Source organism: Chryseobacterium sp. KLBC 52 (assembly GCF_003347605.1).
GTDB lineage: Bacteria > Bacteroidota > Bacteroidia > Flavobacteriales > Weeksellaceae > Chryseobacterium.
Genome location: NZ_QDFZ01000005.1, coordinates 1 through 24,754 on the forward strand (window position 1 = coordinate 1; position 24,754 = coordinate 24,754).

General features: G+C 37.9%; 26 protein-coding genes, 1 tRNA gene and 1 riboswitch. Of the genes, 13 read left to right on the forward strand and 14 right to left on the reverse strand.

Annotated features, from left to right (window positions below):
• Together DDF69_RS22265 and DDF69_RS06285 are read left to right on the forward strand one after the other, a co-directional pair.
• Window positions 1-418 (forward strand): transposase (locus DDF69_RS22265; protein ID WP_410494286.1); only part of this gene is annotated, 418 nt, incomplete at its 5' end.
• Window positions 415-1,284: an IS3 family transposase gene (locus tag DDF69_RS06285; protein WP_228411904.1), complete on the forward strand. Its 870-nt coding sequence runs from the start codon at window positions 415-417 to the stop codon at window positions 1,282-1,284. The genes DDF69_RS22265 and DDF69_RS06285, both read left to right, overlap by 4 nt.
• 68 nt (window positions 1,285-1,352) lie before the next feature.
• Here DDF69_RS06285 and DDF69_RS06290 read toward each other — a convergent pair whose 3' ends face one another.
• Window positions 1,353-3,962 carry a TonB-dependent receptor gene (locus DDF69_RS06290; RefSeq protein ID WP_114820022.1) on the reverse strand — a complete coding sequence of 870 codons (2,610 nt, stop codon included), beginning with the start codon at window positions 3,960-3,962 and terminating at the stop codon, window positions 1,353-1,355.
• A gap of 373 nt (window positions 3,963-4,335) precedes the next feature.
• On the opposite strand from DDF69_RS06290, the gene DDF69_RS22170 reads away from it, so the two are divergent.
• The 4 genes from DDF69_RS22170 (at window position 4,336) to DDF69_RS06310 (ending at window position 6,703) form a co-directional block, all read left to right on the forward strand.
• Window positions 4,336-4,497, forward strand: coding sequence for a hypothetical protein (locus DDF69_RS22170; protein ID WP_185144322.1), 162 nt, complete (start codon window positions 4,336-4,338; stop codon window positions 4,495-4,497).
• Window positions 4,498-4,551: 54 nt separating this feature from the next.
• Entirely contained in the window at window positions 4,552-5,124 is a 573-nt protein-coding gene (locus DDF69_RS06300; RefSeq protein ID WP_114820023.1) for a ferritin-like domain-containing protein, read from the forward strand.
• A gap of 225 nt (window positions 5,125-5,349) precedes the next feature.
• Window positions 5,350-5,961, forward strand: coding sequence for an alpha-ketoglutarate-dependent dioxygenase AlkB family protein (locus DDF69_RS06305; RefSeq protein WP_114820024.1), 612 nt, complete (start codon window positions 5,350-5,352; stop codon window positions 5,959-5,961).
• A 130-nt stretch (window positions 5,962-6,091) separates the two neighbouring features.
• Window positions 6,092-6,703, forward strand: coding sequence for a DUF4142 domain-containing protein (locus tag DDF69_RS06310; protein WP_114820025.1), 612 nt, complete (start codon window positions 6,092-6,094; stop codon window positions 6,701-6,703).
• Window positions 6,704-6,825: 122 nt separating this feature from the next.
• On the opposite strand, the gene DDF69_RS06315 is transcribed toward DDF69_RS06310, so the two are convergent.
• Window positions 6,826-7,284 carry a PA2169 family four-helix-bundle protein gene (locus DDF69_RS06315; RefSeq protein ID WP_114820026.1) on the reverse strand — a complete coding sequence of 153 codons (459 nt, stop codon included), beginning with the start codon at window positions 7,282-7,284 and terminating at the stop codon, window positions 6,826-6,828.
• A 121-nt stretch (window positions 7,285-7,405) separates the two neighbouring features.
• Window positions 7,406-7,512: riboswitch (TPP riboswitch) on the forward strand.
• A gap of 25 nt (window positions 7,513-7,537) precedes the next feature.
• On the opposite strand from DDF69_RS06315, the gene pnuC reads away from it, so the two are divergent.
• The 3 genes from pnuC (at window position 7,538) to DDF69_RS06330 (ending at window position 9,966) form a co-directional block, all read left to right on the forward strand.
• Window positions 7,538-8,134 carry a nicotinamide riboside transporter PnuC gene (gene pnuC / locus DDF69_RS06320; RefSeq protein WP_114820027.1) on the forward strand — a complete coding sequence of 199 codons (597 nt, stop codon included), beginning with the start codon at window positions 7,538-7,540 and terminating at the stop codon, window positions 8,132-8,134.
• On the forward strand, window positions 8,121-9,152 hold the full coding sequence (locus tag DDF69_RS06325; protein ID WP_114820028.1) for a hypothetical protein: 1,032 nt from the start codon (window positions 8,121-8,123) through the stop codon (window positions 9,150-9,152). Before pnuC ends, DDF69_RS06325 begins: the two co-directional genes overlap by 14 nt.
• A 460-nt stretch (window positions 9,153-9,612) precedes the next feature.
• A complete protein-coding gene (locus DDF69_RS06330; protein ID WP_114820029.1) occupies window positions 9,613-9,966 on the forward strand; it encodes a VOC family protein in 354 nt (117 codons plus the stop codon).
• 14 nt (window positions 9,967-9,980) lie between these two features.
• Here DDF69_RS06330 and DDF69_RS06335 read toward each other — a convergent pair whose 3' ends face one another.
• Window positions 9,981-10,517 carry a GNAT family N-acetyltransferase gene (locus DDF69_RS06335; RefSeq protein ID WP_114820030.1) on the reverse strand — a complete coding sequence of 179 codons (537 nt, stop codon included), beginning with the start codon at window positions 10,515-10,517 and terminating at the stop codon, window positions 9,981-9,983.
• 173 nt (window positions 10,518-10,690) lie between these two features.
• Here DDF69_RS06335 and DDF69_RS06340 point away from each other — a divergent pair.
• From DDF69_RS06340 to DDF69_RS06350, 3 genes are all read left to right on the forward strand, one after another.
• Window positions 10,691-10,764, forward strand: a tRNA-Ala gene (locus tag DDF69_RS06340).
• Window positions 10,765-11,071: 307 nt separating this feature from the next.
• A complete protein-coding gene (locus DDF69_RS06345; RefSeq protein WP_114820031.1) occupies window positions 11,072-11,872 on the forward strand; it encodes an HAD family hydrolase in 801 nt (266 codons plus the stop codon).
• 26 nt (window positions 11,873-11,898) lie between these two features.
• The gene (locus DDF69_RS06350) at window positions 11,899-12,117 is read left to right on the forward strand and encodes an ArsR family transcriptional regulator (RefSeq protein ID WP_114820032.1); all 219 of its coding nucleotides are present in this window, start codon (window positions 11,899-11,901) and stop codon (window positions 12,115-12,117) included.
• Between the two features lie 111 nt (window positions 12,118-12,228).
• On the opposite strand, the gene DDF69_RS06355 is transcribed toward DDF69_RS06350, so the two are convergent.
• The 11 genes from DDF69_RS06355 to DDF69_RS06405 form a co-directional block, all read right to left on the reverse strand.
• The gene (locus DDF69_RS06355; RefSeq protein WP_114820033.1) at window positions 12,229-13,050 is read right to left on the reverse strand and encodes an alpha/beta fold hydrolase; all 822 of its coding nucleotides are present in this window, start codon (window positions 13,048-13,050) and stop codon (window positions 12,229-12,231) included.
• A 52-nt stretch (window positions 13,051-13,102) separates the two neighbouring features.
• Window positions 13,103-13,621 (reverse strand): DsbA family protein, encoded by a 519-nt coding sequence (locus tag DDF69_RS06360; RefSeq protein WP_114820034.1) that lies wholly within the window; start codon window positions 13,619-13,621, stop codon window positions 13,103-13,105.
• A gap of 2 nt (window positions 13,622-13,623) precedes the next feature.
• Window positions 13,624-14,085 carry a redoxin domain-containing protein gene (locus DDF69_RS06365; protein WP_114820035.1) on the reverse strand — a complete coding sequence of 154 codons (462 nt, stop codon included), beginning with the start codon at window positions 14,083-14,085 and terminating at the stop codon, window positions 13,624-13,626.
• A 3-nt stretch (window positions 14,086-14,088) separates the two neighbouring features.
• Window positions 14,089-14,775: a YoaK family protein gene (locus DDF69_RS06370; protein ID WP_162800879.1), complete on the reverse strand. Its 687-nt coding sequence runs from the start codon at window positions 14,773-14,775 to the stop codon at window positions 14,089-14,091.
• Window positions 14,776-14,780: 5 nt separating this feature from the next.
• Window positions 14,781-15,827 carry a cupin domain-containing protein gene (locus tag DDF69_RS06375; protein ID WP_114820037.1) on the reverse strand — a complete coding sequence of 349 codons (1,047 nt, stop codon included), beginning with the start codon at window positions 15,825-15,827 and terminating at the stop codon, window positions 14,781-14,783.
• Between the two features lie 75 nt (window positions 15,828-15,902).
• The gene (locus DDF69_RS06380; RefSeq protein WP_114820038.1) at window positions 15,903-16,514 is read right to left on the reverse strand and encodes a hypothetical protein; all 612 of its coding nucleotides are present in this window, start codon (window positions 16,512-16,514) and stop codon (window positions 15,903-15,905) included.
• Between the two features lie 202 nt (window positions 16,515-16,716).
• A complete protein-coding gene (locus DDF69_RS06385) occupies window positions 16,717-17,271 on the reverse strand; it encodes an antibiotic biosynthesis monooxygenase (protein ID WP_114820039.1) in 555 nt (184 codons plus the stop codon).
• 18 nt (window positions 17,272-17,289) lie between these two features.
• Window positions 17,290-18,348, reverse strand: coding sequence for an NADH:flavin oxidoreductase/NADH oxidase (locus tag DDF69_RS06390; RefSeq protein ID WP_114820040.1), 1,059 nt, complete (start codon window positions 18,346-18,348; stop codon window positions 17,290-17,292).
• Between the two features lie 12 nt (window positions 18,349-18,360).
• Window positions 18,361-20,568 (reverse strand): ATP-binding protein, encoded by a 2,208-nt coding sequence (locus tag DDF69_RS06395; protein ID WP_114820041.1) that lies wholly within the window; start codon window positions 20,566-20,568, stop codon window positions 18,361-18,363.
• 106 nt (window positions 20,569-20,674) lie between these two features.
• Window positions 20,675-21,370 carry a LytR/AlgR family response regulator transcription factor gene (locus DDF69_RS06400; RefSeq protein WP_002978774.1) on the reverse strand — a complete coding sequence of 232 codons (696 nt, stop codon included), beginning with the start codon at window positions 21,368-21,370 and terminating at the stop codon, window positions 20,675-20,677.
• A 54-nt stretch (window positions 21,371-21,424) separates the two neighbouring features.
• Complete coding sequence (locus DDF69_RS06405; RefSeq protein WP_114820042.1) at window positions 21,425-21,898, reverse strand: Dps family protein; 474 nt, start codon at window positions 21,896-21,898, stop codon at window positions 21,425-21,427.
• 755 nt (window positions 21,899-22,653) lie between these two features.
• Here DDF69_RS06405 and DDF69_RS06410 point away from each other — a divergent pair.
• Window positions 22,654-24,234, forward strand: a complete 1,581-nt coding sequence (locus DDF69_RS06410) for a hypothetical protein (protein ID WP_114820043.1) — start codon at window positions 22,654-22,656, stop codon at window positions 24,232-24,234.
• Window positions 24,235-24,754 lie beyond the last annotated feature (520 nt).

The window sequence follows — 24,754 nt, forward strand, 5'->3', positions numbered from 1 at the left end:
ATCCACGTACATTAAACGCACACAGAAGGATTACAGTTTAAGTTTAAAACTTCAAATCGTGAAAGAAGTTGAATGTGGAGCATCCACTATTACTAGTTGTCGTAAGAAATATGGTATTCAATCTCATGGTACTATTTTAAATTGGCTGAGAAAATATGGTAACTTTGATTGGGAAAACCAAAGACCTTATGCCATGGAAAAAACACCTGAACAACGTATTATGGAATTAGAAGCCCAGGTAAGGCTTCTTGAAAAGCAAAAGGCTTTTTTAGAAAAGCAGGCTTATATTGCAGATAAGAAGTCCATATTTTTTGATATGATGATTGATCTGGCTGAGAAAGAATATCACATTGATATTCGAAAAAACTCACCACCCGAACAATCGATTACTTCCGCAGTAAAGAAAAAGAAACTTTGATTTTTACTTGTGGATTGTTAGGGTTAAATAGACAAATCTATTATAGAAGTATCAAGCGTACGAAAGTTTGTAAAGATAAAGCTTCAGAGGTAGTAAAGCTGGTAGAGAATCTTCGTGTTAAGATGCCCCGGTTAGGAGGCAGGAAATTATATTTTATTTTACAGAGATCCTTAAGCTCCATTAAGGTAGGGAGAGATAAATTCTTTGCCATCTTAAAAGCTAATCATTTATTGATTGAACCTCGCAAAAGCTATCACATTACAACCAACTCTCATCATCGTTTTAGAAAGCATAAGAACCTGCTCCTTGACTATCAGATAACAAAGCCCAACCAGGTATGGGTTGCAGATATTACTTATATAGGGAACCGAAAAAATCCAAGCTATTTAAGTTTAATAACTGATGCGTATTCTAAGAAAATAATGGGACACTTTGTTGCAGACAATTTAAATACACAGAGTAGTATTATAGCTTTAAAAAGAGCTCTAAAGAAGTATAAAGGTATGAGAGAATCTTTAATCCATCATTCCGATCGTGGTTTACAATACTGCTCGAATGAGTATCAAAGACTTTTACAGAAACATCAATTAAAATGTAGTATGACACAAAACTCTGATCCTTATCAAAATGCAGTAGCAGAGAGAATAAATGGTATTTTAAAGCATGAGTTTGATATTGATAAACATGATATAAACAACAATTTAAGGAAAAAGATAGTAAATGAATCTATCGAAATCTACAATAATTTACGCCCACATTTTTCAAATCATTATCTAACTCCAAACCAAATGCATAAACAGTCACAAATTAAAATGAAAACCTATAAAAACAAAAACCAAAGCAATAGTAAAATTACTCTGGTTTAATTATTTATTTTTGTACTATAATCTGTATCAGATTTTCAGGACTAGTCACATTATTGAAATATAATATCTTAGAATCTCAAAGTCGCTGCAACAGACCAGGTTCTTCCAAAACCAAGGAATCCTGTATTGCCGTCTGCAACACCCTGATATACTCTGCCAGCTTCCTGATATGTTTTTCCGGCATCCGGACCATTGGCAATTTTATCGCCTGCGAAAATATTGGAGCTCAATTCAGAAATGTAATATTTGTTGAATAAGTTGTACACGTTCGCTCTCAATGTTAGAGATTTTTTCGCATCCAAGGTAAATTTGTAAGAAGCACCAACATCAAATAAATGGTAGCTTGGCAATTTTACAATTCCTTTTTCTCTTGCCGCTTCAGTAAGGAAGTTGATCGGGTTGAACTGAGCATAAAGCTTGTCGTAATATTCCCAATTGGCATCAATACTGAATGCTTTGGTGATATTGTAATCAGCTCCAATGCTAGCAGTTGTTTGAGCAGCATCTCCAACTTTCAGGTCTTTGATATTGATCACTCCTGTAGCTCCAGCTATTTCCTGGTTGGTTTGAACATCCAGAATGTTGAAATTAGCATTTCCTTTATATTTCCAGTTACCCAATGATACCATTCCTCTTAATCTAAGGTTAGTAAAAGGTCTTGCCTTTGCTTCCAATTCTATCCCCTGGTGTACCTGTCCTACATTCAGTGCATTATAGAAATAAGCATTTCCAAGGCTTAACTGAGAGAATTTCGCAACATCCGCTGCTGTAGCATTGAATGTTCTTGAAATAAATCGGTCATCCCACTGCGTTCTGTAAGCATTGATGTTCACATCGATATAACGTGATTTGAAACCATATCCTAATTCCACAGAGAAGATTCTTTCATTCTTTGCATCATTATAGATATTCTGGTTGGACGGGAACAAAGCATTGAACAATGGCTGTCTTGAAATAACTCCTGTATTGAAAAATACATTATGGTGGTCATCAATATTATAGTTGGCACCTCCTTTTACGATATAACCTGTTTTGTGATACCATTTTGTTTCCTGATTTCCCGGAGTATATAACATATAATCTCTTCGCTTATAATATTGCTCGGAAACAGATCCCTGAACGGATGCACTAAGCTTTTCAGAGCTGTATTCAACCATTCCATAAATACCAGCCCATTTTACAAGTCCTTCGTTGTGAATAGAAACTTTCTGAGCATCTTTAAGTTTGGTAAGAGGTTCAGGTTTTACCGTCTGGTTGATATAATATCCTTTTGGAGCATTAGCTGTACCAGGAACAAATAAAGCATCAGATCCTAACATATCCGTTACAATATCATATAAAGCTCCTTTGTACGTTTTAAGATCGATACCTCCGTTGAAAGTCCAGTTGTTTTTCTTGTAATTAAGGTCTGCAATTACCCCGTACCAGTCATGAGCATTAATACTTTGTTTTCTTACGATACCGTTGGTTCCGTTCAGAGTTGCTACATATTGACCGTTGTAATCACCGGGAGATCCTGCAGGAGCAGTGAAGGTTGATTTCTGGAAGCTGTTTCCATTATAATCGGTTACCATACCGCCTCTGTTGTAGCGATAAATCATATCCCAGTTGATCGTACCATCTCCGCCAGCACCATAATTCATGAAATTCATGGTTTGTCCGGCTGCGTTTTTGATAGAACCGTTAAGTCCGGTACCACCGCCGCCACGTCCCCATGAACCATAAAGAACGGTAGATAATTTCAGATTGTCATTCATGGTCCAGTCCCAGTTCAATGAAGCGATAGGTTTGTGATAGAAATTAGGAGCTAAATTGAATTGAGAACCATTCAGCATTCCTGTTTGTGGATTGTATCTTCTTCCGTACGTTTCAAATTGCTGTAAAGTGGCAACATTGGCTCCGGTTGCAGAAGACCTTCTCGTATCGTGTACCTGTGGTGCTCCGGTTGCAATTAAATTGAACGCATGTTTTTCATTAGGCTTAAATCCTGTAGAGAAAAACCATGAGTAACCTTCTCCTTTCGTTCCATTGATGTATCCGTCACCTTGCCAGCGTGAAAGCAATACGGTTGTTCCCCACTTGTTTTTTAATCCCGAAGAGTACATTGCTGATATTCTGGAGTAGTTGTCATTTCCAACTTCCCCTTTAATCATTGCCTTTTGCTCAGAATCGGTAGCTTTGGTTACAATATTGATGGTTCCTCCCACAGAAGGAACAACAAATTTAGATGCTCCCAAACCTCTTTGAATCTGAATATTACTGGCAATATCAGCCAAACCGGTCCAGTTGGACCAGTAAACGGTACCTCCCTGCATGTCATTCACCGGCTGTCCGTTGATGATCACAGCAATGTTAGCTCCATCAAAACCTCTCATGTTGATTCTGCTGTCTCCGAATCCTCCACCTACTTTGGTCACGTACACGGATGGAGTAGACTTCATAATTTCAGGGAATTCTCGGTTTCCCAGTTTCTCCTGAATTTCTGCAGCCTTAATATTGGAAACTGCAACAGGTGTTTTTCTCTCTTTGGCTGTTTGGGAAAGGTTTCTACCTACCAACATAACCTCATCAATAGATTTAGATTTCTCTAAAGAATCCTTCGTACTCTGCCCATAATAGATGGCAGCCGTAGGTAATACAAGCGCTATAATTAGTCGCTTTTTAAAAGTAATGCTCATGAAATAAACTAGCGTGTTTGATTTTTAAGGCTGCAAAGATGGATAATTATTTTTTAATTAAGTATTAAATCTTAACGAAGTGATTTTATTCAGTTTTTAGAATGTGCTTTATTTCTCACTTTTTGGTATATGTTAATTATTCCACATCTTTCGTTTACAATTTGTTATAATAGAGAATAATGAAAAAAATGGTTTGTTTTTAACGGGTAAAAATAATTATGCGGTTCTCCACATTTTTAAACAAAATTAAAAATTGTTGGAAAATATACTATAATAATAGTAAGTAGTAAAAAGCATAGGTGACTTTAATCATAATTTTTATACTGTTGTTTTGATAACTTGTATTACCATTTTATTCAAAATCGTATTATTTATGAAAAAAAAATTTTTTGAAAGGTTTTCAGACCGTGTTGTCTGTATAACCGGAAGTCCGGGTGCTTTTATTACAGCAAGTTTACTGGTTGTTGTCTGGGCTGTATGTGTTACCTTATATACTCTGATAATTTTAGATACCACATCTTTGTATTTCAGGTAAAAATGGTCTTATAGTTGCAGATTTACCACCAATCAAACACTAAATTATTATATTATGGAAACTAAAACGGCAACCAAAAAATCACCAGCCAAAAAAACGACAACAGCAAAAGCAACAACCAAAACTCCTGCTAAAAAAAATGCAGCCAAAAGTTTGGAAGATCTTTTTGAAGATGCGCTGAAAGATATCTACTGGGCTGAAAAAGCACTATTGAAAGCGCTGCCGGCAATGATGAAAAATGCAACCAGTGAAAAGCTTAAACAAGGAATTGATAAGCACATCACGGAAACGGAAGGCCATGTGGAAAGACTGGAAGAATGCTTTAAAGCATTAGGGAAAAAAGCCCAGGCAAAGAAATGCGATGCTATGCAGGGACTACTGGATGAAGGAAAAAGCATCATGGAAGAAACAGAACCCGGAGCAGTAAGAGATGCAGGAATTATTGCAGCAGCACAGAAAGTTGAACATTACGAAATCGCCACTTATGGAACACTTGCTTCATTCGCTAAAGTATTAAAAGAAGAGGATTGTCTTAAAAACCTTTTAAGCACACTGGAAGAAGAAAAAAAATGTGATGAGCTGTTAACCAAAGTTGCTGATACCAACCTTAACAGCAAAGCAATGTAAATACAATCTTTAAAAAAGGAGACCTGATTTTTTCAGGTCTTTTTTTATTGAAAACCAGAAAGGTTTAAAATGCAGCATTTTTATTATGATTGATTTTGTATCAGTTTTAGTATATTTGTAGATATTATTTGTATCAATTTTGTTTTTGATAATGAACTGTAATTGAATACCAAAACTATTATATTATAAAAGAAAACTGTATTCTGCCATTTATAAAGTTTAAAAATGACACAACTTAGCCTGTTTGACTCAGCAGATCTGTACGAATTTCCAAAAGACCTTCTGGAATACAGAGAACATTTCCTGAGCCAGGACGAAGCAGACCAGCTTAAAAACCATTTACTTGAAACAGCTCCCTGGGAACAACGCACCCAGAAAATGTACGATAAGATGGTCCTAACACCTCGCTTAACCGCCTGGTATGGGGATCCGAAAACGGATTATCCATCAGGAGATGGTGAAGTGGAGAATAACCTCTGGACCCCTGAACTGTTTTCCTTAAAAGAAAGGATAGAAGAAACATTCGGTTATCAGTTCAATTCTGTATTGCTTAACCTTTACAGAGATCACAATGATTCAGTTGCCTGGCATCGGGATAAGGAAAGCAGATACGGAAAACGTCCCGTGATTGCATCGGTAAGCCTTGGGCAGACCAGGAATTTTGATTTCAGGAAAAAAGACCATCATCAGAGTAAATACAGTTTACCACTTCCTCACGGTTCATTATTGATTATGAAAGGAGATCTTCAACAAAACTGGGAACACCGTATTGCTAAGTCTCTAACCTCTATGAAAGAGCGCATTAATCTTACATTCCGGTTAGTTAATAATTCGTAAAATATTTATTCATAACGTTTTATGATTGGTTTAAAAGCGTTGTGATCAGTTTTTTGGCAGATAAATTGTTGCATTTATAAACAAAGTCATTGTTTGACTTCATTTATATCACCACTTAAAATTTATTATTATGAAAAATCTTGTAGTAACAATTTTTGCATTGACTGCTTTAACGGCCTGCAAAAAAAACGAGCCGACAACCACGAGTCAATCTGAGGAAAGTACCACAATGTCTGCACCTGCAGAATCCGGAATGACGGTAAGCGACTCCACAAAAATGACAGACACCAGAGAACAGAAAAGTACTCTCAGTGATCAGGACAAAAAGTTTGCAGATGCTGCAGCTATAGGAGGACTGATGGAGGTCATGATGGGAAAACTCGCCGCAACAAACGCTGAAAATTCAGTAGTAAAATCTTTGGGAGCAATGATGGTAACCGATCATTCCAAAGCGAATGACGAGCTCAAAAATTGGGCTTCAGGAACAGGGTACACCTTACCAACAACTTTGGATGCCGAAAAGCAGAAGATGTATGATGATCTGAAAGCTAAGAAAGGAAAGGACTTTGACAAAAAATATACAGATCTTATGGTCAGTGATCACAAAGAGGATGTAGAAGCATTCAAAAAAGAGTCTTCAGAAGGAACAGAGTCTTCATTAAAATCTTTCGCAGCGAAGACCCTTCCGACCCTTGAACATCATTTAAAGGAATCGGAAAAAGCTAAAAATGCAGTCAAATAATATTCAGCTTATATGACCTGCATCATAAATATGAACAGAAAGTATTTAATAATTTTGATTTGATTAAATATTATTTTGTTCTTGATTATAGTAAGCTCCTCTTTTCAGAGGAGTTTTTTAGATTATTCTTTCTTTTTGTATTCTTCAATTTTCTTAAACTGTCTGTAAGAATCTTTAAGAAGACGAAGCTGTTCAGATACAATCTCAGTACTTTTTGGGCTGAGATCACCTGTGTCCAGGGCATTTTGATAGGCTTCGATAGCTGCTTTTTCGCCAAACACTACATTTTCTAAGGTAGACTCTATCAGATTTCCCATAGTAAAAGAATTTTTAATGTCAATCCATGTTCTGTGAACAGCTCCTGCCAGGGATGTTGGGTCCTCCGGAATACCTTGCTTTTCTGTGATGAGGTTAACCAGTTCATTTTTCATAATTTTAGTCTGCGAAATCATATGTTCGTACTCATCTTTTACATCCGGATACATTTCCCAGACTTTTCCATCAACTTTTTCAAAACCTTCCTTTCTGTCGTTGGTAATGTGAAGTAAGTCATTAAGTACTGATATTTCCTGATTGTCCATAATATAATTTTTTAGGTATCCATAAAATTATAATTTACTTCAGCGACTCTTTATAATCGTGATCATATCCTGTAAATAAAAAGCCAAAGTCCTTTCTTTTTCCACCAAAAAAACGCACCTTTGCCGAACAATGGGGTGCTACAGAACAGTGGCTGAGATGATACCCAGGAATATACTTCCACACCTGATCCGGATAATACCGGCGTAGGGATTGCTTACTGATCATCTCATCATTTGATTTCTAATAATTAGTATGATGCAGGACATTTTAAAACAAATTACCTTACCGGAATGGTTCGGAGTCTTATTTTCAGTCATTCAGGTTTTACTGGCCCGTAAAAACAACGTCAACAACTATCTTTTCGGAATCGCGGGGATTCTGCTTACGCTGTATGTGATGCTTACTTCCAAGCTCTACGCTGAATTTACCTTAAACCTTTATTATCTGATCATGAGCATCTACGGATGGTTATACTGGAAATTCGGGAAACAAAAATCCGAAATGGAAATCTCTGTTACCACCACCACAGAAAAATGGATTACCGGAGGGATTGTTTTGGGTACTTTTATCTTATTCTGGTCTTTTCTTACTCACTTTACCGATTCGGATGTTCCTGTTTGGGATTCTCTGGTAAGTGCTTTTGCGTGGGCAGGAATGTGGCTGATGGCGAGGCGCAAAATTGAAAACTGGGTGATACTGAATGTCAGCAATATCATTTCGATCCCTTTGATGATTCACAAAGAATTATATCTCTATGCTGCTTTAACCTCATTTTTATTTCTAGTAGCTATTTCCGGATATATAGAGTGGCAAAAATTGATTAAATCCAAAGCTAATGCTGAGCACTAAAGATATCAGACAAGAACTTCATGGAGCTTCCAGAATCTCTGATGAGGTAATGCAATATATTCATGAAGAAGGATTACTTAAAATATGGGTTCCCCAAAAATACGGAGGGCTGGGCTATCGTTTTGAGGAAGGACTTAAAGCATTATTTGGATGGGCTCAAACCGATGGCAGTTTTGGCTGGATGCTGACGCTGTGTGCCGGAGCCAATTATTTTTCCAGAAATGTAAAACCTGAAATTGCTGAATTATTGTTCACCCATTCTGAAACCTGCTTTGGTGGCAGCGGAATGGTGGGAGGAACTGCAGAAAAAATAGACAACAGCCACTATCTGATCAACGGTTCATGGAATTTTGCAACAGGAGCACCTCATCTTACCCATTTTACATTGAATGCCAAGATGACGGAAAACGGGAAACCAATACTGGATGGCAATGGCAATGAAATAGTTCGGTCATTCATTATTCCGAAAGAACAGGCTCAAGTGATTCCCAACTGGAAATCTATGGGAATGAAAGCCAGCGGCACCTATTCATTCACTGTTGAAAATGCTATTGTGAGTGAAGAATACGGTTTTGTTTACGATATCTTTTTCACCAATGATATCCTGGACAGCATTCCGTTCCGGGTCTTTGCAGACTTGACGCTGTTGGTCAATTATTTGGGAATGGCTTCTCATTTTATTGAAGAGGCCGTATTGATTCGTCCTGAGATCCATTTCAAAAGTTTCGCAGAGTCTGTTGAAAAGCATTTGGAAAAAGTATTGCAAATTGCCGGAGAAGTAGAAAATATACTCGGTGATCACAAAGATATTTCCGAAGGATATCAAAACGAAATTCACCAATATGGAGTAGAGCTGGTTCAAAAACTATCCCATCAGATCCTTACGGTCTACACCCAGTTAGGAATCCGGGCAACGGATACTAATTCTGCAGTATATCAGGTGTTTTGTGATTACTTTACAGCTGCTATGCATTTTAATTTCAGACCTTCTGCCAATGATCTGGATTTTTCTTTCTGAGTATAAAATTGCTTGTTAATACACTTTTTATCGCATAGGAATATTCTTTTATGACTGGCGTCATAAAGTAATTTTTTGTTATTTCACTATATTTGGAATAATAAAACTAACCATGAAATAAGCCAACATAAAAACTTGTTAAACTAAAAAATAGAAGATTATCAAAGATTATGAAAGACTTATTTTCATTAAGCGGCAAGAGGAAGGATCATGTTATTATGCACCTAAAAAATGAGATGTATCCCATGATTGAAAATGATAACTGGATTACGGTTACAGTTAAAAAGTGGTGTCATACAATGATTGTATCCTATTTGATTTGCAATGGTTTAGTTGCTTTAACGATTGTAAGAACAAAATTTCTTCCATTTTATGAAAAATATACCGTTTTGTAATTTTTTCTTTTTTGAGAATATAGTTATAAGATCTTAAATTCTTCATTATTTAAAACAATACTGAAATGAAATTGAAAATATTATCCATCGTTTGGGGCGTTGTGGATTTAAACAGAGCAATTGCATTTTGGTGTGAAGCTTTGCATTATAAAATAAAGAATGAGCCTGATGCTGATTTCGCCATTCTGATCCCAAAGGAGGGAGATGGAATACAGCTGTCATTAAAAGTAACCAGTTCGGAAGAGCCCAAGAGACATCATATGGATCTGATAACGGATAATCAGCAGCAGGAAGTAGAGCGGCTTCTTAGTATCGGGGCTGGAAAAATGCCAGGCTGGAATTACGAAGACGATGCTGATTATGTGGTTCTTCTGGATCCGGAAGGAAATTCATTTTGCGTTGTACAGCAAAACAAATGATACCTGAAAAGCATCTATTCTGTAACCCATTCTTCACGAAGAACTGCATAAATAATATCATCCACCCATCTATTTTTCCAGAACAGACTTTTCCTGAAATGTCCTTCCTTTCTTAAACCGATTCTTTCCATCAGTTGAATAGACGCTGTATTGTCAGGATCCACTGAAGCTGTAATTCTGTGTTTGCTCAAATCATTAAAAAGATAATTAATAACACCCTTTAAAGCCTCGGAAGCATATCCTTTACCATGAAAAAAGGTACTCAATGTAATTCCCAATTCCACCTGTGCATTTTCATCTCCTGTAAAATGAACTCCAATATCTCCAATTACTGCTTTTGAATCTTTATCTGTAATCAACAGTTGGTACCAGCTTTCAGGCTGATTGAATTCTTTTGTATTTCTTTGGATAAAACTTTCTACTTCTTCCAGTGTTTCAGGAATCCAGCCTTGAAATTGATTCGCTTCTGCATCGGAACGGTAATCAAAAATGTCCTGTTTGTCATCAATCGTAATATCCCGTAAAAGTAATCGTTCTGTATAAAGTTGCATGATTCTAATATAATTTCAGACAAAAATAGGATTAATTGGGAAGCTACTCAATGGAAAGTGATGGATTTTATAGTCATTGAACCTGTTTTCTCTAATTTTAATTCAATAAAAATGATAAAATAGTTGCAGATATCATTTAAATACTTACTTTTGTACCGCCTTACAATAAAGACGGGGGATTGGCGCAGTTGGCTAGCGCGTTTGACTGGCAGTCAAAAGGTCACGGGTTCGAATCCCGTATTCTCCACTACAGCAAAGCCCTTTTCTTAAGGGCTTTTTACATATTCAGGATTTTGAAACGCTCCGTTTTTTCTGGAAAAATAGAATAAGATGTCAGGAAAGTGACTGTATAAAGGATAAGCAGCGAAACTCTGAAGAAGTTATCCAAGAATTACAACCTGATACTGTCAACTTTAAAAATCTTCACAATAAACCTTAAACAGGAACAAAGTAGGGGAATCATTATTAGAAAAGATAATTAATTCAATATCTTTGAAAAGAATAAGCAGATGATGATTCTGCTGTATACAGAACCTTGCATTTCCTAATAGAATATGGAACAGATTAAATTAATTGTGACAGACATGGATGGTACATTTCTCAATTCCAGCCATGAAATGAGCCCTGAGTTTTCAGAAGTTTACAAAGAACTGAAAAAAAGAAACATTGTATTTGTACCCGCAAGCGGAAGACAGATGCCGGGCATTACCCATTATTTCGGAGATATAGAAAGTGAGATCGGTTTTATTGCTGAAAACGGAGGCTACGTGATCTATAAAGATCAGGAACTTTTTGCCGATACGCTGGAATACAAATATATTGTTGAAATCATTAAAGCTGTCCGTGAAATACCAGGTGCCAAAGCCGTATTATCAGCTAAGAAAATGGCTTATTATGAAACCGAAGACCAGGAATTTGTAGATTTCTTCTCAAAGTATTACACCGAAAATATGAAAAAGGACGACCTGACGGAAAAAATTGATGATACCGCCTTTAAAATAGCAGTGTATCACCCTGAAGGTTCTGAAAAATTTTTGTATCCGGCTCTTAAAAGATTTGAAGAATTTGGTCTGGAAATAGTTATTTCAGGAGCGCACTGGCTGGATGTGATGAATAAGGATATCAATAAAGGAAACGCTCTGAAAATCCTTCAGAAATCATTAAACATTTCTCCTGAAAATACAATGGCTTTCGGAGATTATATGAATGACATAGAAATGCTGAAGAACGCCAAATATTCTTACGCAATGAAAAATGCCCACCCGAATGTAAAAGAGGTCGCTAATTTTGAAGCATGTACCAATGACAGCTTCGGAGTTCTTAAAACGATAAAAGATTATCTGCATGTGAATTAATTCATCCCTAAAAACTATAACCCAATATGAATAGGAGTAAATCAACCCAAAGGAAACCTGCTAAAGCATGCTATGAGCATATCGGCGGAAAATTAGGCCAGCTTCTTTTAGAACAATTCCTGGAGAAAGGCTGGATTGCTAAAGAAAATCCGGCAGACCGCCACTACTACATTACGGATAAAGGACAGGAGGAATTTACAAAACTTGGTCTTGACCTTTCAAAAATAAGGCTGAATAAGAAGTGAAAAAATGGTGAAACTATAAAGTTTTGCATTTCAATGTATTCTATTGTATTAAATAATAAAAAGATGAACCTTTCAAGGGTTCATCTTTATTGTTTAGAAAACAATTGGAATTTATGATCTGATAAATTCCAAAAGGTCTTTGTTGATGGTTGGATGTTCCGTAGTCGGCATGCCGTGAGGGAACCCCGGATAAGTGATCAGCTTTCCGTTCTTTAATAATTTAATTGATTTCAATGCTGCATTGGCAATAGGAACAATTTGATCATCTTCACCATGCATCACAAGGACAGGAATATCCACTGCTTTTAAATCTTCGGTTAAATCTGTTTCTGAAAAGGCTTTGATCCCGTCATAATGAGCTACGATTCCTCCCATCAGACCCTGTCTCCACCAGTTTCTCTGAACACCGTCTTTTACATGGGCACCTTCTCTGTTGTAGCCATAGAAAGGGAAAGTCAGATCATAATAAAACTGGTTCCTGTTGTTTAATGTCTGTTCCCTGATATTGTCAAAAACTTCCATGGAAACGCCGTCAGGATTATTCTCACTCTTAACCATTACCGGTGGAATGGCACTGATCAGTACTGCTTTCTTAGCTCTTCCATTGGAATATTTATTGACATAACGGATGACTTCAGCACCGCCTGTTGAGTGACCGATGTGTACAACCTCCTTCAGATCTAAAAAATCAACCAGTTCTGCAGCATCAGAAGCATACTGTTCAATAGTGTGATTATAAATATTCTGACTGGAACGTCCGTGGCCTCTTCTGTCATGGGTAACCACTCTGAATCCTCTCTGTAAAAAGAAAATAACCTGTGCGTCCCAGTCATCAGATGATAAAGGCCATCCATGGTGAAACATCAGTACAGGTCCCTGTCCCTGATCTTTGTAAAAAATTTCTGTTCCGTCTTTTAATGTTAGTGTGCTCATATTGTTTATTTTTAATGTTATGATGGATTGTATTTAAAATAATAGGATTTGATTAATAGGCAGTATTTTCACGTACCAGCTGGAAAAGGTCTTCGGCACTGCCATTGAATTTATTTCCGTTAATGAAAAAAGAAGGAGTTCCGTTCACTCCGCTCATGATCCCACTTTCAAAATCTGTATCTACTTTTTCTGCCAATTCCTGTCTATGAATATCTGCTCTGAATTGAGGAATATCTAAACCCAGTTTTTCTGCAAGCTTTAACGGGAGCATGTCATTCAGAAATTCCTGGTTTTCATAAATAGCATCATGCATTTCCCAGAATTTTCCTTGTAAAGAAGCCGCTTCTGCTGCCAGTGCTGCCGTTCTTGCATACTGATGCATTTCTGACAGAGGAAAATTTCTGAATACAAATCTGATCTGGTCTCCGAATTCTTTCATTAACTCTTTAAGAACCGGATAAGCTGCTCCGCAGAAAGGACACTGATAATCTCCATATTCTACAATGATTAAGCTGGCATTTGAGTTGCCCTGGGTGTGGTCAGCATTGCTGACTGATGGTTTAAGTGACATAATTATTTCGTGTTAAGGTTTTCTAACGCTTCTAAAATTCCGTCTGCACCGGGATTGATCGCGGTGGGAGAGAGGTAGCTCCACTCGATGATGCCGTCTTTATTAATGACAAAAAGAGCTCTGTTGCATTCTCCTTCTTCGTCATTGTAAACACCATATTTCCTGGCTGTTTCTCCTTTGGCTTCAAAGTCTGCAAGCAGTGGGAAGTGCAGGTTTCTGGATTGTGAAAATGCCAGGTGGCACCATTTGCTGTCTACGGAAATTCCGAAAATCTCCGCATCATATTTTTTGAAATACTTCAGCATTTCGTTGTATAATGCCATCTGGTCACTGCACACCGGACTCCAGTCTGCAGGATAAAATACAAGGATAACATTTCGTCCTCTGAATTCGGATAAGGTAATTTTCTGATCCGGGGTTGCAAATAATGTAAAATCAGGGGCAATCTTATTTTTTTGTAGCATAGGTTAGTTTTTAATCGTTGGTATTATTAAGGTACAGATGAGTAGTAAGCCGGCCGGAAACATCAGCGTCCAGTTTCCTAAATAAAAGAGTAGAAAAGGAGCTGCTGAAGCACCGGAAAGAAAGCCTGTCCATAAGAATAATAAATGGAAAATATTCTCTTTGTATTCATCCCTCTTGTCGGCATCATTACTCATCATAAGCAGGGCAGCAGTTTTTGCCAGGCTGTTTAAAGTTCCCGTCACAAAATCGGTATTGATCTTTTGATTACCCACCGAAGTGACGATGGTATTCATAAGGCCCATCGAAAAACCGATTACTGCTATAGACACTCCATGGGCAATATGCTCATAGTAATCAGTGATACTGTAAAGGATCATGATGCCGGAAACTGTGTAGAAGATCATCTTTGTGCTTCTGAACTTCTTTGATAATGATAGACACGTTCCTGTATAAATCCCTGCCAGAAAAAAGCTGATTACAATGGCAGAACTGATGATAACACCATATTTTTCACTGAAAACTGCTGCACCTAATTGGGTTGTATTGCCGCTCATAAAAGAAACATAGGTTTTCCATTGTATCAGCCCTGTAGCATCTGTATATCCTGCAATAAAGGCCAGAAATACTGCTAGTTTCTCCTGTATTCTGACAGAAATATCAGAGACACGGAGCTTTGTTTGCGGAAGCACAGGTGTTATTTTCCAGGTTTGATGAATACTTTCTTTTGGGGAAACTTTTCTATTTCTCCTTCTTTCAGTCCAAAATTGGTGATCACCACATCTTTAGGGTTTCCTGCCAGCCATTCACTGAGATCAATCGACTCGTAGGTACCGCTATTAAATCCGATCAACACTTTACAGACTGTATCTCCTGTATTTTTGATATAATGTCCGGCTCCCATAGGCACATATCCTACATCACCTGCATTGAACTGTTCGGTAACAGAAACTCCTTCTGCCAAAAACACCGACATTTCTGCCTGTCCGGAAATAAAATACTGCCACTCGTCTGCATTCGGATGCCAGTGCATTTCTCTTAAAGCTCCGGGTTGCAGCTCCAGTACAGAACCTGCCATTGTTGTGCTGATAGGAAATTCTTTATGGGTAACCAGTCTTTGCAGACCTCCACCGGGAATGATTCTTGGCTGTTGGGAATGCAGAGGATATCGGTGAAGGCTTGTCAGCTCAATGTCTGATTCCTCGGGACGGGCTGCTGCATTCACGGAGAGTTCGTCAGGAACAACTCCTGCTGCAAAGTAAACTTCTTTCTGAGGGAGTTCTGATACCTCGTCAAGACTCAAACCTAAATTTTGTGCAACGATTTCAGGAGGCATACTTGAAACAAAATCTGTAACACTGAAGGTATGGTCTTCCGAAAAATTACCATTATCAAAAATCAGGATAAAGTGGCATTCCTCTGTCCCGGTAGCCTGGATGGAATGTCCATAACCTTTCGGGAAATACCACACATCACCAGGTTCAAAATTATCAGTATAACTTTGCCCGTCCGGGTGAATAATCGTGGTGCGTACTGTTCCTGAAATTACATAAGCCCATTCTGCAGCGTTGGCATGCCAGTGCAGCTCTCTCATACTCCCGGGCTGTAATCTCATGGAAACCCCGGCAATACCTACAGAGGCCGGAAATTCCTTTACAGAGGCTCCTCTTGTTGTACCGCCGTCATTGGTGCGGGGTTCTTTTTTTTCTAATTCGTATTTGAAACTTAATGATGAAGGATTCATAATATTATTTTTTTGTGATTAATTCTTTGTTTTTGCTATTGTAAAGCTACCCTGAAGTCTTGCTTTTTTTTAAGATCATTCGGTGAAAAGGCAAATTGAGTCGTTGGAAATATAGCTGTAGTGCCCATATTTAAAAGGTTGGTTATATTGACCTGTTAATGCTTTGTTTTCTATGCTATTTGCAAAATTTGGAGTTTCTTCATGATTGTGAGCATCAGAAGCAGCTTGCCTTGATGCAGCGGCATCTGCGAGGTTGATCCCGTGTTCTTTCATATATTCAAACATTTCAGGTGTGGCTGTCGCATGAATTTCATTGGTGTAAAGACAGGTATTTTTATCAATCTCTGTCACTTTCAGTTCCCATAAGACCTGAACTTTTGTGCGTCCGTTTTTAGTAATTGAATCAGAGATGGAAAGCATGCGGCAATAGTCAGGACGATAAATATCTGCAATATAATGCTGTACCATCAGTGCATCTCCAATGGTTTCGACATTTAAAGACACTGGTTTACCATCAAAAGTCAAAGAAATAGCAGCTCCGATATGCTGGGTAGAGCAACGCTGATATTCGGCATCCGGTAGGTTAAGCAGCCAGTCTGCAATATTCACTTTTTCAATAGGTGCATTGATGATGGCACTTACGCTGGAATGGGAGAGTGCGTTTTCGGGAGTTTGTAAGATTTCCATAGTCGTTGGTTTTGATTGTTTTATTATTAATGATGTAAAGCTACCAACAGACCATCATAATTTTTACTGCTGTTCGGTCAACAGGCGAAAAGTATCGTTGAATAAGCTGACACAGTTTAAATGTTAAGGAGATAAACATTATGAAAAACAAAAAAATCACTGTGGGTTACAGTGATTGAGGAAGGGTAATTTTTATAGGTGGTTATTTATACAGCCATTTTCTGATCAGCCTTGTATAATAGGGCATTACGGCAAATACCATCAGAAAAACAATGATTCCGGAATTGATGAGCCCGTCAGAATAATGATTGGCCGGAATAGCAAAGAACCGTAAAACAGGAATTATCAAAGCCGGAATAAGAACAGACAGCGGAAAAATCGCAGACCATGTCGCGAGAAACTGTTTCCAGCGTACCGGAACTTTATTGCCTTCATTTTCCCCGGTAAAAAGAAAATCCAGACCGGATCTTATCTGGTAATGGTCATTTTTTCTGAAGAACGGACTGGCTTTCCCTATCAGTTCTTTCCGATCCTCTGACTCCATCCAGTTTTTAAGATGATTAATCGTATCAAAACGGATAATGACGGTATACACAAAAGTGAGATCAGGAATAGGGCGAACAATCTGTAGATCGATAAAGCCTTCAGAATGTCTTGTAATAGGGATAATTTCATCCAGCCATTTTTCATACTGAGGTTGTTTCCCATCCAGAATATGATGAGTGATCACTACGGAAGCACCTTGATTTTCCATCATTGATTTTTACGGTTTTGTTTAATACGCTCTTTTATACTGCCACGGAATTTCTGTTTCAGCACCTAATGCTATGGCTGAATGAATGGCAAAATAAGGATCTCTCAGATGCTCACGTGCGATGATGACCAGATCGGCATCTCCATGGGCAATAATCGTATTGGCCTGTTCTGCTTCTGTAATCATTCCTACAGCTCCTGTTGAAATCCCGGTATGTTCTTTAATGGCTTTTGCAAAAGGAACCTGATATCCGGGAAATACTTTATCCTTGCTTACATTGGTAAATCCTCCGCCGGACGCCGTAATGAAATCTACACCGTTTTCTTTAAGGATTTCGGAAAGTCTGATACTGTCTCCCAAAGTCCAGGCTTCCCCCGATTCTATATAGTCGGTAGAAGATATTCTTACAAAAAGAGGCATTGCAGCAGGAATAACTTTCCTGATTTCCTGCACGGTTTCCACAAGAAAACGGATCCTGTTCTCAAAACTTCCGCCATATTCATCCTTTCTTTTGTTAATCACTGCAGAATAAAACTGATGAAATAAGTAGCCATGCGCTGCATGAAGTTCAATGGTATCAAAACCTGCTTCGATGGCACGAAGGGCTGCTTTAACAAATTTCGTCTTCAGCTCCTGTATCTCATCAATCGTGAGCTCTTCCGCAAAGACACCGTTGAATTCCTGTGCTGAAGAAGATTTTACAGTCCAGCCTCCTTCTTCCCGGGTGAGGGGTTTCATTCTTTCATTCGGGTGCTTAAGGCTTCCTTTTCCTCCTGCATGCCACAGCTGAATTCCTATTTTTGCGTCCTGTTCATGCACAAAATTCACGATGTTTCTCCATGCATTTTTCTGTTCCTCGTTCCAGATTCCTACATCGGATAATGTAGCCAGACCTTCTTCTGAAACGGCTGTACATTCGGTGAGAATTAATCCGGCTCCGCCAACAGCACGGCTTCCGAGATGGACAAGATGCCAGTTGCCCGGAACTCCGTTTTGTGCGCTGTACTGCTGCATGGGGGATAAAGCAATCCTGTTTTTTATCGTAAGATTGCGAATGTGTATCGGTGAAAATAAATTCATTTTTTTCTTTTTTTAAATTGTTTTTGAAAATGTGTGAGCTTCGGAAACTGCTTTTGACAGAACTCCCTGCACCTCTGTCAGTATTTTTTGCAATTCAGGGGTTTCTGCTGAAGCTGTTTCAAGAATATCAAGTTTTTCCTTTAAAATAGGATGTAATCCCATGATGGTAATACTGGATTTAAGATCGTGGGCCCATAGTTTCACATCCTGAAAATCCCCGTTTTCATAAGCTATAGTCAGTTTCTGTACATGATTGGGAATGTTCTCAATGAACTGTTGGGTGACCATTTGTTCGAAACTTTTGTCGCCGCCGCTTACCGTCTGCATATAAGTGAGATCAATATAATGATAGTCAGCTGATCGTATTTCGTTTTTCTTTTCGTGACTGCCGTTTTCTTTAAGACCGAATTTTGAAATCAGCATAAAAAGCTCTTCTTCATTCACAGGTTTGGAAATATATTCGTTCATCCCGCGGCTCAGGCATCTTTCTCTTTCACCAGCAAGAGCATGGGCAGTCATCGCGATAATCGGAATATCCAGGCTCAGTTCTTCCCGGATTTTTTGGGCTGCTGTATATCCATCCATATGCGGCATCTGTATATCCATTAAGATCAGGTCGCATGCATTGCTTTTCAGATAACTTACTGCTTCAAGACCGTTCGACGCAATATTAAAATCAATATTCCATTGAGAAAGCAGATGTTTCATCAGGCTTTGATTAATCACATTATCATCAACCACCAGAACTTTCAGAGGCGTGTTGGATTTATCTTTAAAATAATGCGGATCAGCGATTGGCAGCACGGTAAGTTGCTCTTCAGCAATACCGTAAGGAATATAGAAATGAAATGTAGTTCCTTTACCCTGTTCACTGTTTACTTCGATGTTTCCGTTCTGCAGTATAATTAAGCTTTTCACAATGGATAAGCCCAATCCTGTTCCGCCGTAATTTCTTGTGGTCGAATCTTCTCCCTGGTTGAATCTTTCGAAGATTTCTGTGAGCTTTTCTTTGTCAATTCCAATTCCCGTATCTGAAATTTTAAATCCGAGAACAGCAGTTTTCTCAGTTTGCTGCTTGCTGTAGATTTCAACAGAAATATTTCCCTGATGGGTAAATTTTATAGCATTTCCGATGAGGTTCACTAAGATCTGGGTCAGCCTTGTAGCATCTCCTACCAAAGTGTCAGGTATCGAAGGATCAATGGTACTCGAGAGGGTAAGATCTTTTTCCTTTGCTCTTTCTGCAAAGAAGGTTTCTACGGAATTAACCAGCCCATTAATACTGAAAATTCCGGAGGTAATGCGCATCATCCCGGCTTCTATTTTGGATAAATCAAGAATGTCGTTGATGATCGCCATCAGATTTTCCCCGGAACGTTGTATGGAAGAGACAAATTCTGCTGAAGTTTCATCCATCGGACGTTTTTGAAGCAAATTGGTAAAACCGAGAATTCCACTTAACGGAGTCCTGATTTCATGGCTCATATTGGCCAGGAAATTTTCCTTGGTCTGCGCTGCTACCAACGCTTTTTTCTCGGCAATATCAAGTTCATTGATCAGCAGTCTCTGACGTTTAAACTGTCTGAGGATATGATATCCTGCAACAGAACCACTCAGGATCAGTAAGACCAGCAGTGAAATATCATAAAACCTTGCTTTTTGTCCCATTTCTTCACTTTTCTGGCTGAGTTCAACCATATTCAGCTTTCTGCTTTCATATATTTCAGCCGTGATTCTGGTAATTTCATTGGAGATATTTCTCGCACGTGGATTGGCAATGGAGGTATTGTCATCCATATTTCCCAAAGTCATATAACGCTTCAACAGCCTGTCTTTGGTTGTTTTCTTTTCCATCGCAAGAACGCTTAACCGGTGGATCAGTTTTTCTTCCTCAGCATTTACATTATCTCTGGATAGAGAATCCAGGAAATTTTCGATCTGATTGATTTTTTGATCGATGCCTTCGAGATGCGTGGTGTCATTTGTTGCAATAGAAGCTCTGATTCTGCTTTCCACCCCCAGAATATCCCGGTCAATCTCCCGTAAATGATTGCTTGAACGCAGTTCGTTCAGCAAAGTATTATTATTTTGAATCAGCGCCTTGGTATTTCCCGCAGAATTGAGCTGAACAGCGATCAATAGGAGTGAGCCCGCAATAAATGTCAGGATAATAAAATAGCTGAATCGCTTGTTATCCATTACTGAAGATATATTTTTCATAATTAACGGTCTGATTTAAAATAAATACAGATGGAGGTTGATTACCCCTCAATTGTTAAGGGATTAAGATCAAAAGCAGAGTGAGATTTCTGATGGCCTGCTACGGCTAAAAGACATTCATTCTCGTGTTGAGTGCTTTTCTATATGCATCTGCCACGGGAATGAATTTACCATTAATCATAATACCGCCGTCCTGAAGGGTGTCGATTTTGCCAACAGAAACAATATAGGAACGGTGGACTCTTATAAAATGATCCTTTGGGAGACGTTCTTCGGCCGTTTTCATTTTACCATGAATGGCAAACATCTTTTCTTTGGTATAGAACTTCACATAATCACCCATGGCTTCTGCATAGAAAATGTCATCCAGCTTTAAGCGTCTTGTGATATTGGAATCTCTCACAAAAAGAAACTCATCCCTGGTGATTTCCACATTTTCTTTTCTGCTTTCAAGAATCGTCTGAGCCTTGCTTACTGCCTGCAGAAATCTGACCGGCATAATGGGCTTCAGAAGATAATCTGCAATATTAAGCTCAAACGCTTCCAATGCATATTCTTTTTTTGAGGTCGTGAAAATGATGATAGTCTCTTTACCGGAAAGCGTTTTCGTGAGTTCAATTCCTGTCATTTCCGGCATTTCTATATCGAGAAATATGAGATCGACAGAATTGGACTGAAGGTAATGATACGCTTCTATGGCATTGGAAAACTCGCTGACAATGGAAAGATCCGGAACCTGTTTTGCGAGATGTGCCAATGTTGTTCTTGCAATATCATTATCATCCACGATTAAGGCTTTCATAGGTATAGTTGTTTATGATTTACACAAAGATAATTATTCCTTTTTTATTTTGTGTTATCTGAAATAGGAACGGATCATCCAGGCCATTTCCTCATGGGTTTCCATAAGACCTGTAATGAAATCACTGGTACCATAATCTTTATACGTTTCTGCAAATGGAGTAATATTTCCGCGGAGAAATTCGATGATGCTTTCATGATCACTTAATAAATCTTTCATGTACCCTAAACCATCGTTTGTTCTTTCGCTGTATTCTGTTAAATGAGTCAGTTCCAGATAGGTTTTCATTGTTGCCGGAGCATAATGCCCGATTTTACGCATTCTTTCCGCAACATTGTCAATCAGTTCATCCAGTTGTTTATACTGTTCTTCGAAGAATATATGGTGGGCATGGAAGTTATCGCCGGTTACATTCCAGTGAGCGTTTCTTGTTTTGATGTAAAGAAGCGTTTCGTCTGCTAATAATTTTGCTAATTGTTCTGCAACGGCTTCTGTATTTTTTTCTGTAATTCCGATTTTTGTTTTCATAATAATAAGATTTTAGTTGAGCATTATTGCTTTTTCTGAGGTAAAGGTCTTTCATAATCTGATAAAACGATCTTTATTTTCGGCGAACGGGCAGAATCAATCGGTGAGAAGTGGATAATTTCCGCTTTCTTTAAGTTTCAAAATAATATAACAGATAATCTTATGTTCTAGTCCCGTATTCTCCACGTGGTACAATTCATAAAATCTTTATAAAGTACAAAAAGATAGATAAATCCTGCAAAAATTGATTTTTTGTAGGTTTTTTTTGTAAAAGAAATGATATAGCTTTCAAATAGACTCATAATTTTTGTGGCAAAATCGTGGCAACTTTATTTTTTTTAAGTTCAAAAAACAAATCTACTCGTATAATTTATGTTAGGATAGCCATAGATGGCAGCTTCCACGAAAAGAAAATGGGATATTAATCACTGAGACCAAAAAGAAGGAAAAGCCATAGATATAAAAGAAGATGTAAGATCCTTAAATGCTTTACATTTTTATTCTTTCTCTCTAAAATTCTATTTGAAATATTTTAACATGAAATATACCTCTTACCAGTCCGGGATAATGGATTTTATTTTTTTAAGTTGTCTGATTTGTTATATCATACAGCTTATTATTTGATAGGAACGTTTGTGGATATTTTTCCACAAACCTGTACATGTATTTCCACTGCATTTGGAAAATTTTTACCTCTCTATTAGCATACCTTTACCTCGTCATAATATCAGTTACGATATGTAAAACAATAATGAATGGTTAAAATTTATACAAAATTATTTGTAGCCGTATTAGCTTTAAGTCCAACTTTTGCTTTTGCCCAGGCAGGAAATGTTGGTATTAATACTGCAAATCCAGGTTCCACTATGGATATTAATGGATCATTAGCAGCAAATTATAATGCTGTCAATACAAACTCTTATAATTTGAATTCATCAGATTTCCATGTTTCTTATAACGGTAGCTCCAATGCTGTGTTTAATCTCCCTTCTGCAGTCAGTGGGGCCGGGAATTATAGAGGACGTATTTATAGGATTAAAAATAATACAAACTTTAGTATTACAGTAAATTCTGCATCTCCAGAGACTATTAATGGAAATCCCAACGTTCTTGTCCCAGCAAATCAAAGTGTAGAGTTAATCAATACCGGGCTTACGGGGGCTTCTTCTACATGGGAAATACTTTCAAAAGGAAGTTCTTCTACAGGAGATTATATTATAGTAAAGCCAAACGCTATTCAAACAGTATCTACTGGATCGGATGTTACATTTGGTTCTGTAATTGCAACCAATAATATTACTTATAATGCTGGTATTTTTAATTTGAAAGCCGGGAAAACCTATGTTCTCCGTTGCCAATTGCATGCTACAGAGTTCTCACTAGCTGGAGGTTTCTTCGTCTATGAATGGGTTGATGCTTCAAATAATTCCGTTCTTCCCTCCAGTACAACCGGTGTTGTTGATGCAATAAATAATTATCCTGCTACTTCAATAGGAGGCCAGCCAGAGGCCTATGCTATTTACAGGCCTACAGTTGACACCTCTGTAAAAGTACGATTAGGAGGAGCAGGAACAGCTCAGTTGAATCCTCAAATAGGATTTATGACTGTTACAGAACTTGCCGGAGGTAACGGAAACGGAGGAACAACGATTATTAATAACAACATTACCGCAAGCAATGGTCTTACATTATCAGGTACAGATGTAAAATTGGGAGGAACCCTTTCACAAGCTACAGATATAGCAATGGCGGGAAACAATTTAAGTATTAATGGTACAGGAAAAGTTCTGATGGGGACCAATACAGTGCCCACGGGCGCATCAAATGCAAAAGTTATTATTGATAATGGGACTACCAATGGTGCTCTTCAAATTAAAGATGGTACTCAGCAGTTGGGGTATGTCCTCACCAGTGATGCCAATGGTTTAGCAACATGGTCCTCCACTGTTACTACAGCGTTCGCTAATAATTGGACACCATATACCGGAACATTGATAAATCCTTATACGGGCGGAACCGGAGCTGCAGGATTGAATACGGGAGTTCAGGTCACTATCCCTGCAAAAGGGTGGTATTTTTTCCGATGTGGAGTTGCTATCAATTCTGATTGTAATGATTACTTTTTTTATATTAATGGTATTGGTGATGTCTGGAGAAGCTACTGTGGATCAAACACTGCTGCATTCATGTTTCCAAGAGATCAGAACCGTGTATTATATTTTGCTACACCAGGAACCTACACTGTGTTAGCTGGTAAAACAAATGGAGTAGTTCCAGCTTCATTTAACGCTGGAAACCCTTCTTTTTATCTGGATTTTGTAAAATTCCAAAATTAAGATAGCAGCTTTTTATTAAGGTCCAGCGATTCTAAAAACACATAAAAAAACTGTAAGGATTATTTCTTTGCAGTTTTTTCATGGATGAAAAATGAAAATCTTTTTAATACTGTGGAAAAAGTAGTGATTTTATGTGATTTCTATTGTTTAATTTTACTATTCTTTTTACTTCCCAGGATTTTTAAATCCAAAAATACCAACAGAATACCCTAGATTTGAAAAAAAAATAAAACATGGAATTTTCTCCTTTTAATCCTGTGATCAAGCTTTGTCTGCAAGGGATGGGTTTTGAAGACAAAGGAATGCCTGAAGAAGCAGCTCAACTATTTTTACAAGCCTGGGAGAAAGCTTCCGATGATCATGAAAAGTTTCTGGCAGCTTATTATGTATCACGTCATCAGAAAACCACTGCTGATCGGTTGAAATGGCTGGAAACTTCCTTAGAGTTTGCCTTGAAAATTAATGATGATACCGTTAAAAGTGCCTTGCCCTCTCTTTATCTGAATATTTCCAGATCCTA